Raw genomic sequence first — 7543 nt, 5'->3', positions numbered from 1 at the left:
AGGTGAGCAGGTCACCTCGGCGGCGGACGTGTTCGCCTGGGGCGGTGTCCTTATCTTCGCCGGGACCGGTCGTTACCCGTTCGGTAACGGCCCTGCTCCCAGCGTGCTGTACCGGACGGTCAACGATCCTCCGATGCTTGACGGCTTCGAGGACAGCCTGCGGCCCCTGGTCTCCGATGCGATGCGCAAGGCAGCGGCGGAGCGACCCACCGCCGAGAAGCTCTACGCGCGTCTTCTGGACCTACGTGCCGAAGCCCCGATGGTGGCCAAGGGGCTGTCCCTGTCCGAGGTGACCGCGCTGATCCGGCCGCTGAACACGCCTCCCGGCGGCGCCTCCGGGACGCCGGCGAGCGACGCCGACCTCGCGGGTCCGATCACGCCCGTCACCGGCCATCAGCCGATCGGACCCCCGCCGCCCGCGAACCTGCTCTCGTTCCCGGGGCCGGGCATTCCCGGGGCACCATCCCGGTCCGGCCCGTCGTCGGTTCCGGGTGTGTCGTCCCCGCCGGTGGCATCGTCGGTTCCCGGCCCGCCGTCTCCGCCGGAGCCCTCGTCGGTTCCGGAGCCCTCGTCGGTTCCGGGCCCGACGTCTTCTCCCGGGCTAGGGTCGTCCTCGTCGGGGAGCGAGGCGTCACCGTCCGGGCCGGATGCCCGCTGGCGGCCGGGCGCCGGCTCGTCGTCCCGCTCCCGGGACTTCGCCGATGCTCTGGTGACGGTCTGGACCGATGACGAACACAGCCAGGACACCGGGCGAGGAGCGTCCCGGTCGTCCTCGTCTCAGCGGTCGTCCTCGTCGTCGCAGAGGTCCTCGTCCACCGCGCCACCGGGCGGCCGGGCCCGCAACCGACGTCCGCTGATCATCGTTGCCCTGGTGGCTGCCGTCACCGTGCTCGTGACGACGGTCGCCATCGTGTCCACCAGGAGCGGGGCCTCGCGGACCGAGACGAGCGTGCCCGAGGCGGTCGCCGAGCGGGCGCTGCTCCTCCAGGATGGCAACACGGGACTCGCCCGCCGGCTCGCGCTCGCGGCCTACCGCGCCGAGCCGCGCTCGGCCAGGACCCGGAGCGCGATGATCGCGCTGTTCGGTGCCGGGATCACCCCGACCACCATCCCCGTCGGGACCGGTGCCCTGCTGGCGCTCGCGGTGAGCCCGGACGGGCATTGGACCGCGGCGGGGAGCGACAACGGAACCGTCACGGTATGGGAAGTCGCCGGTCGGACCGAGCTGGTCCGGCGCACCTCCGTCTCGGTGTCGAGCCGCAGCTGGGTCGAGTCGCTGGCGTTCAACCGGGACAGTGGCCTGCTCGCCGCGGGCCACTCCGACGGCACGATCCGGCTGTGGAACCTGCACGACCCCGACCAGATGGTCCGATGGTCGACCATCCAGGCCCACGCCGGCGCGGTGCAGTCGGTGGCCTTCAGCCCGGACAGCAACACTCTCGGGTCCGCCAGTGCGGACGGCATCGTCGCGCTGTGGGATGTCACGGACCCGGCGCATCCGAAGCAGCGCGTCCGGGCGGACGGTCAGACCGGGGGAGCGCGCTCGGTGGCCTTCGCGCCGAACGGCACCCTGCTCGCGTTCGCTGGTGACGACGGCACCGTCCATCTGTGGCACATCCGGGACGCGGCGCGGCCGACCGCGGGTGGAATCCTGCGCGGGCACAGCCGTGGGGTGCGGTCCGTGGTCTTCACCGGCGACGGAGGCGTTCTGGTCTCCGGCGGCGTCGACGCCACGGTGCGCCTGTGGGAGGTGCGGTATCCGGATAATCCCGCCCGTGGCGTCGCCACCGGCTCTTTGGGCGGGGTCCAGAGCGTGGCCTTCGAGACGGGTGCCGACGTCGTCGCATCCGCCGGTGATGACGAGACGGTCCGGCTGACCGACATCTCCCGTCTGGACAGGCCGATCCTGCTGACCCAGTGGCACGGGCACACCCAGCCGATCAGCGCGATCGCCTTCGTCTCCGGCACGGGCGTCGTCGTCTCGGCTGGTCACGACGGGACATTGCGGCTGTGGGACGCCGAGCCCGGCCGGCTCGCGGACACCGCGTGCGCCGATCCGGCGAACCGGATCACCGCCGGTGAATGGAGCACCGCCTTCAGGGAGATGAGTTACCGGGCTCCCTGCGGTTGAGTTGACGACGGGCCGGCCGCCGGATTGCTCGTCAGGCCCACTGGAGCGGCCTGCCAGGTGAACCGTCCGGCTTTTCGACCGCAGGCGAGGGCTTCACCGTCGAGGGCGTGCTGGGTTACGTCCTCACGGGTTGAGATCCGCCGGAGGAGGACGTCGACCCGCGCCCACCGACGCACCGGTCGACGGGGAAGACTGGTTGGTGTGAATGCTGCAGAAGGCCGGGCGGTGCTGTCGGTCGAGGACTTCGGGCCCTCCTGGAAGCGGGGGCCCTTCGAGTTGGGCACGGACGGCCCACAGGTGATCATGACCGGGGTCGACGGGTCGCGGACGTCGATGCGCGCGGCAGCCTACGCGGCCGGGCTGGCCCGCCGCCAGTCGTCCCGACTGGTGGTGGTCTATGTCGCGGCCCCCTCGGTGTGGGCGGCGATGTCCCCGGCGCCGGCCGGGGAGGCGATGCAGCAAGTGATTGACTCGGTCATCGGTGAGGTGCGCGAGGCGATCCTGGAGCGGTCCGAGGAGCTGGGCGTCCCCATCCGGTTCGTCGTGCGGGCCGGCGATCCGTTCGAGGCGCTCAAGCGGAGCGCGACGGAGGAACAGGCGGACATGGTCGTCATCGGGGCGTCCGAGAGCGCCGGGCACCGCCTGGTCGGTTCCCTGGCGAGCCGGATGGTCCGCGGCGGTCGCTGGCCGGTCACCGTCGTGCCGTAGGGCCCGGATGGTTCCCGTCCGGGCCGTCCGGTGGGGGCGGATGGTCCTGACGGCCGGGGCCGGCTCCCTCCCACCGGTATGACGGCCAGCGTCGGCACCCGTCGGGCCAGTAACGAGGTCATCGCCGCACCCGTCGGCGGACTCGGCCGGAATCTCTCGACGTGGGGTCGCCGAAACCATGCCGAAACCGTGACAAAATAGCGATGGGATCGTGACGTTGCGTTCACTCGCCGGCTATGCCGACCGGCCCGGCCGTGCCGGGTTGATCCGCCCGTCCAGAGAGGCCCGTCGGGCGGCCAAACCGGGCGTCGCCGGGCGCGATGCTGAACAGTGTCGAATCCGACCTGTTGGGAGGCAGCGATGCTCCGTCACAGCTCGACGCCCGCGCATATCGTGGCGCGCGATCTATCCGTTGACTACGTCATGGAGGAGGGGGAGCGAGAAGCGATTCCCGGCACACTCCGTTACGACCCGGCTGATCCCTTCGCTGTCGAGTTGATCCTACGTTCCGGTGAAGAGGCCATCACCTGGATCTTCGCTCGCGCGCTGCTAGCCGAAGGGATCGAGGTTCCCGCCGGGACCGGCGACGTGCGCATCCGGCCGACGGCGTCCAAGGGGCGGTCGGTGATCACGGTGTCCCTGTCCAGCCCGTCGGGGCATGCCGATCTTGAGCTGGCGAAGTCGAAGGTCATCGCCTTTCTCGCCGACTGCCACGGGCAGGTTCCAGTGGGGCGGGAGAGTAACGGCATCGACTGGGACAACGAGCTTCACATGCTGCTGCACACCCGGAACACCTGACCGCTTCGGGTGTTCTCAAAGATCTCATCATCAACTCTGGTAATGACGATTCCGGGCGGGGGCGCCAGTCCGGTCCGCGGCGCCGGTCCGGTCCGCGGCGCGGATACGGGGAACCGTAGCCGTCCCCCGCCCGTGTCCCGCGCGCCCGCTCAGAAGGTGTCGGGCGCGCCTTCGATCGGCTGCCAGACCTGAATCTCCGGGGGTCCCTCGACGCCGGCGTCCCGCATGAGGGCGGCTATCTCGGGCTGATTGGTGAAGAACTCCTGGAACGCCTCCGCGGAATCCCATTCATCGAGGATGATGACCTGCCCGTCGCCGGCAAGGAAACGATGGTGCAAGGCTCCCACCTTTTTTGCCTGCTCGGCGACGGATGTGAAGATATCCGCCTTCGATGCGAACAGCTGCTGAAGAGCCGCTGGATCGACTTTCAGAGTCATGGCGACGATGACACTCATTTGAACCCCCATTATGTTGCCTGGCCCGGGTGACTATAGCGCATCGTCTCCGGACCCGGAAGACGGCTTGTCTGCCTCCGGGGATGCTGCGGCGTCGCCCCGGCACCGGTCAGACCCGGCGCTTGAACGCGGTGAGGGCGAGCGGCGCGAAGACCGCGGCCAGCCCCGCCGCCCAGACCAGCGCGTGCCAGGTCGGCGTGGCCACCGGGCCCGAGACCAGCAGGCCTCGGGTCGCGTCGGCCAGGGCCGTCACCGGGTTCACCTTGACGAACGCCTGCAACCAGCCCGGCATCGACGACGTCTCGACGAACACGTTGCTGATGAAGGTCAACGGGAAGATGAGGGTGAACCCGAAGGCCATCACCTTCTCCGGCTCCGAGACGAGCATCCCGACCAGCACGGAGATCCATGAGATCGCCAGCGCGAACAGGACCACGAGGCCGCAGGCGGCCAGTGCCTGCAGCGGGCCGGTCTCGATGCGGAAACCCAGCACGTATCCGAGGCCGAGCAGCATGGCGATGGCCCAGATCTGCTTGACGAGATCGGCGACGATGCGCCCGGCCAACGGCGCGGACCGGGCGATCGGCAGGGAGCGCAACCGGTCGAACACGCCCTTGGTGAGGTCGGCGTTGAGCCCCATGCCGGTGTTCAGGGTCGTGAACAGGGTGTTCTGCACGATGATGCCGGGCAGCGCGAACGTCAGATAGTCGGAGGTCGAGCCGGAGATCGCCCCGCCGAACACATAGGTGAACAGCAGGAGGAACATCAGCGGCTGCACGCTGAAGTCGAGCAGTTCCATCGGGTTGTGCTTGACCTGGACGAGCGTGCGCCAGGCCAGGGTCGCGGTGTGGCGAAGCGCGTCGAGCGGGGTGACCCGCGCGGCGCCGACCGGCTCGGCGGTGCCGTGCGTCGAGAAGCGTGGCTGGTCCGGGGTGGGCGTGGTCGGGCTGGTCAGGGTCGTCACGGCAGCTCAGCTCCTCGTCGCCGCGGGGATCTTCGCGGCCGTGTCGGTTGTGGTGGCGGCCTGGCCGGAGGCGGTGGCCGGGTGGCCGGTCAGGGACAGGAAGACCTCGTCGAGGCTGGAGCCGCGCATGGCCAGCTCGCCCACCCTCACCCCGGCGTCGTCGAGCCGACGGACGACCGCGGGCAGCACGGCGGGGTCGGTGACTCGGACACTGACGAGCGTGCCCGCCACCGCCGGGGCCGCGCCGACCACCTCCGCGACGGTGGTTGCCACCAGCGCCACGTCTGCGGCGTCGAGCGGGCGGACCTCGAGGGCCTGGCCGCCCGCCCGGTTCTTCAGCTGGTCCGGCGTGCCCTGCGCGATGACCCGGCGGTGGTCGACGACCGCGATCTCGTCCGCGAGCTGGTCGGCCTCCTCCAGATACTGGGTGGTGAGCAGCACCGTGACGCCCTGGCCGCCCACGAGGTCGCGGACGATGTCCCACATCTCGTTGCGGCTGCGCGGATCCAAGCCGGTCGTCGGCTCGTCGAGGAACAGCAGGCGCGGGCGCCCCACCAGGCTCGCGGCCAGGTCGAGTCGCCGGCGCATGCCACCGGAGTAGGTCTTCGCAGAGCGGTTCGCCGCGTCGTCCAGACGGAAGTCAGCGAGCAGCTCCCGGGCCCGCGCCTTGGCTGCGGACCGCGGCAGGCCGAGCAGCCGGCCGATCATCACGAGGTTCTCGGTGCCGGTGAGCATCTCGTCGACGGAGGCGTACTGGCCGGTCAGCCCAATGAGCTGGCGCACACGGTGACTGTCGTGCAGCACGTCGTAGCCGCCGACGAGGGCGGTGCCGGCATCCGGGCGCACCAGGGTCGCGAGGATCCGCACGATCGTGGTCTTGCCCGCGCCGTTCGGGCCCAGCAGACCGAAGACGGTGCCGGCCGGCACCGTCAGGTCGACGCCCGCCAGCGCCGTCGTCTCGCCGTAGCGCTTGACGAGCCCGTCGGAGACGATTGCGGGGGTGGGAGGTTCTCGTCTGTCCGTCATGGGATCAGCGTTGTCCGTCATGGGATCAGCATGCCGGCTACCACTGACACTTTGGCCACCCTGGAGGGACGGCGGTGACCGCCTAGGCGTCGTGGCGACGGCCCACTGACGGAACGCTGACGCCGGTGGGTCCGTCCGTCAGTGGTCCGTCCGTCAGTGGTCCGTCCGTCAGTGGTCCGTCCGTCAGTGGTCCGTCCGGCGGCGGGATGCCGGCTGCAGTGCCGGGTTACCGCTGTAGTGGCTGGTACCGGCGATGTCGGTGCCGGGGGTGACGATCTCGTCGATCGCGTCGAGCGTCGCCTGGTCGAGGGTGATCTCGGCCGCCGGGAGGACGTCGTCGAGCTGAGCGAGCGTCTTGGGCCCGATGATGGCCGAGGTGACGGCGGGGTGGCTGTCGACGAAGGCCAGCGCGAGGTGAGTGAGGGACACGCCGGTCTGCTCGGCGACGGTGGTCAGCTCCTCCAGCGCGGTGAAGCGGGCAGGCGCGTTCGGGTCCTCGGAGAGTGCCTGACTCTGGCGGCGGCTGAGCAAGCCCTGGGGCGAGTAGCGCGATCCGGCCGGAGCCTGCTCGCCGCGCCGGTACTTGCCGGTGAGCCAGCCGCCGGCCAGCGGGCTCCAGGGGATGATGCCGATGGTGTGGCGTTGGGCGGCGGGCAGGACGGCTTCTTCGATGGAGCGGGCGAAGATGGAGTACTGGGGCTGTTCGCAGACGAACCGTTCGCTGTTACGGCGCCGGGCGGCCCACTGGGCCTCGACGATCCAGTCGGGGGGGAAGGAGGAGGAGCCGAGGTAGCGGACCTTGCCGGCGTGGACGAGGTCGGACAGGGCGCCGAGGGTGTCCTCGAGGTCGGTGTCCCAGTCGTGGCGGTGGACCTGGTAGAGGTCGATGTAGTCGGTGCCGAGGCGGCGCAGGCTATCCTCAACGGCGCGGATGATCCAGCGCCGCGAGCCGCCGCGGGAGTTGCGCTCGTCGCCCATGGGGCTGAAGCACTTCGTGGCAAGGACGATGTCGTCGCGGCGGGTCTTGATGGCCCGGCCGACGATCTCCTCGCTCTCACCCTGAGAGTAGATGTCGGCGGTGTCGATGAAGTTGATGCTGGCGTCGAGGGCCCGATGGATGATGCGTTCGCATTCGTCGTGGTCGGTGTTGCCGAACGCGCCGAACATCATGGCGCCGAGACACTGGGTGCTGACCTCGACGCCGGTCCGGGCGAGTTTGCGGTACTTCATGGTATGTGCGGCGTGGAGACCTCCGCGTTCACGCGGAGGAGGAAACGCCGCTCACCCCCTTTCGCATCAGACCGGATAGAAGACGAGCCGTGCTCGCCTGTGGAGATTCTGTGGAGACGGAGGGAGGCCGAACCGACGGTAGTCGGTGACGCATCCGTCGGAACCTCCCGTCGGGAAAAGAAGCAGGAACCCGGCCCGCGAGGTCCGGGAATCCCGGGTCTTCGAAGTTAA

7 protein-coding genes are annotated in these 7543 nt (G+C 69.9%); 3 read left to right on the top strand and 4 right to left on the bottom strand.

Annotation, left to right across the window (positions count from 1 at the left end):
- The 3 genes from AC08OU_RS20435 to AC08OU_RS20425 all read left to right on the top strand — a co-directional run.
- Positions 1 to 2131 (top strand): WD40 repeat domain-containing serine/threonine protein kinase (locus AC08OU_RS20435; protein ID WP_476605574.1); only part of this gene is annotated, 2131 nt, incomplete at its 5' end.
- Between the two features lie 201 nt (positions 2132 to 2332).
- Positions 2333 to 2839: a universal stress protein gene (locus AC08OU_RS20430; RefSeq protein ID WP_476594024.1), complete on the top strand. Its 507-nt coding sequence runs from the start codon at positions 2333 to 2335 to the stop codon at positions 2837 to 2839.
- A gap of 360 nt (positions 2840 to 3199) precedes the next feature.
- Positions 3200 to 3637 (top strand): SsgA family sporulation/cell division regulator, encoded by a 438-nt coding sequence (locus tag AC08OU_RS20425; RefSeq protein WP_462185877.1) that lies wholly within the window; start codon positions 3200 to 3202, stop codon positions 3635 to 3637.
- A gap of 149 nt (positions 3638 to 3786) precedes the next feature.
- On the opposite strand, the gene AC08OU_RS20420 is transcribed toward AC08OU_RS20425, so the two are convergent.
- The 4 genes from AC08OU_RS20420 to AC08OU_RS20405 form a co-directional block, all read right to left on the bottom strand.
- Positions 3787 to 4092 carry a hypothetical protein gene (locus AC08OU_RS20420; RefSeq protein ID WP_462185878.1) on the bottom strand — a complete coding sequence of 102 codons (306 nt, stop codon included), beginning with the start codon at positions 4090 to 4092 and terminating at the stop codon, positions 3787 to 3789.
- A 109-nt stretch (positions 4093 to 4201) separates the two neighbouring features.
- A complete protein-coding gene (locus AC08OU_RS20415; RefSeq protein WP_476605573.1) occupies positions 4202 to 5056 on the bottom strand; it encodes an ABC transporter permease in 855 nt (284 codons plus the stop codon).
- A gap of 6 nt (positions 5057 to 5062) precedes the next feature.
- Positions 5063 to 6082, bottom strand: coding sequence for an ATP-binding cassette domain-containing protein (locus AC08OU_RS20410; protein WP_476602326.1), 1020 nt, complete (start codon positions 6080 to 6082; stop codon positions 5063 to 5065).
- Between the two features lie 183 nt (positions 6083 to 6265).
- On the bottom strand, positions 6266 to 7312 hold the full coding sequence (locus AC08OU_RS20405; protein WP_476602327.1) for an aldo/keto reductase: 1047 nt from the start codon (positions 7310 to 7312) through the stop codon (positions 6266 to 6268).
- Positions 7313 to 7543: the final 231 nt, after the last annotated feature.

The sequence above is a fragment of the Frankia sp. CcMO1 genome, assembly GCF_977945845.1.
The sequence above is the reverse complement of the archived record's forward strand: the minus strand, read 5'-3'. Positions and strand labels throughout refer to the sequence as shown.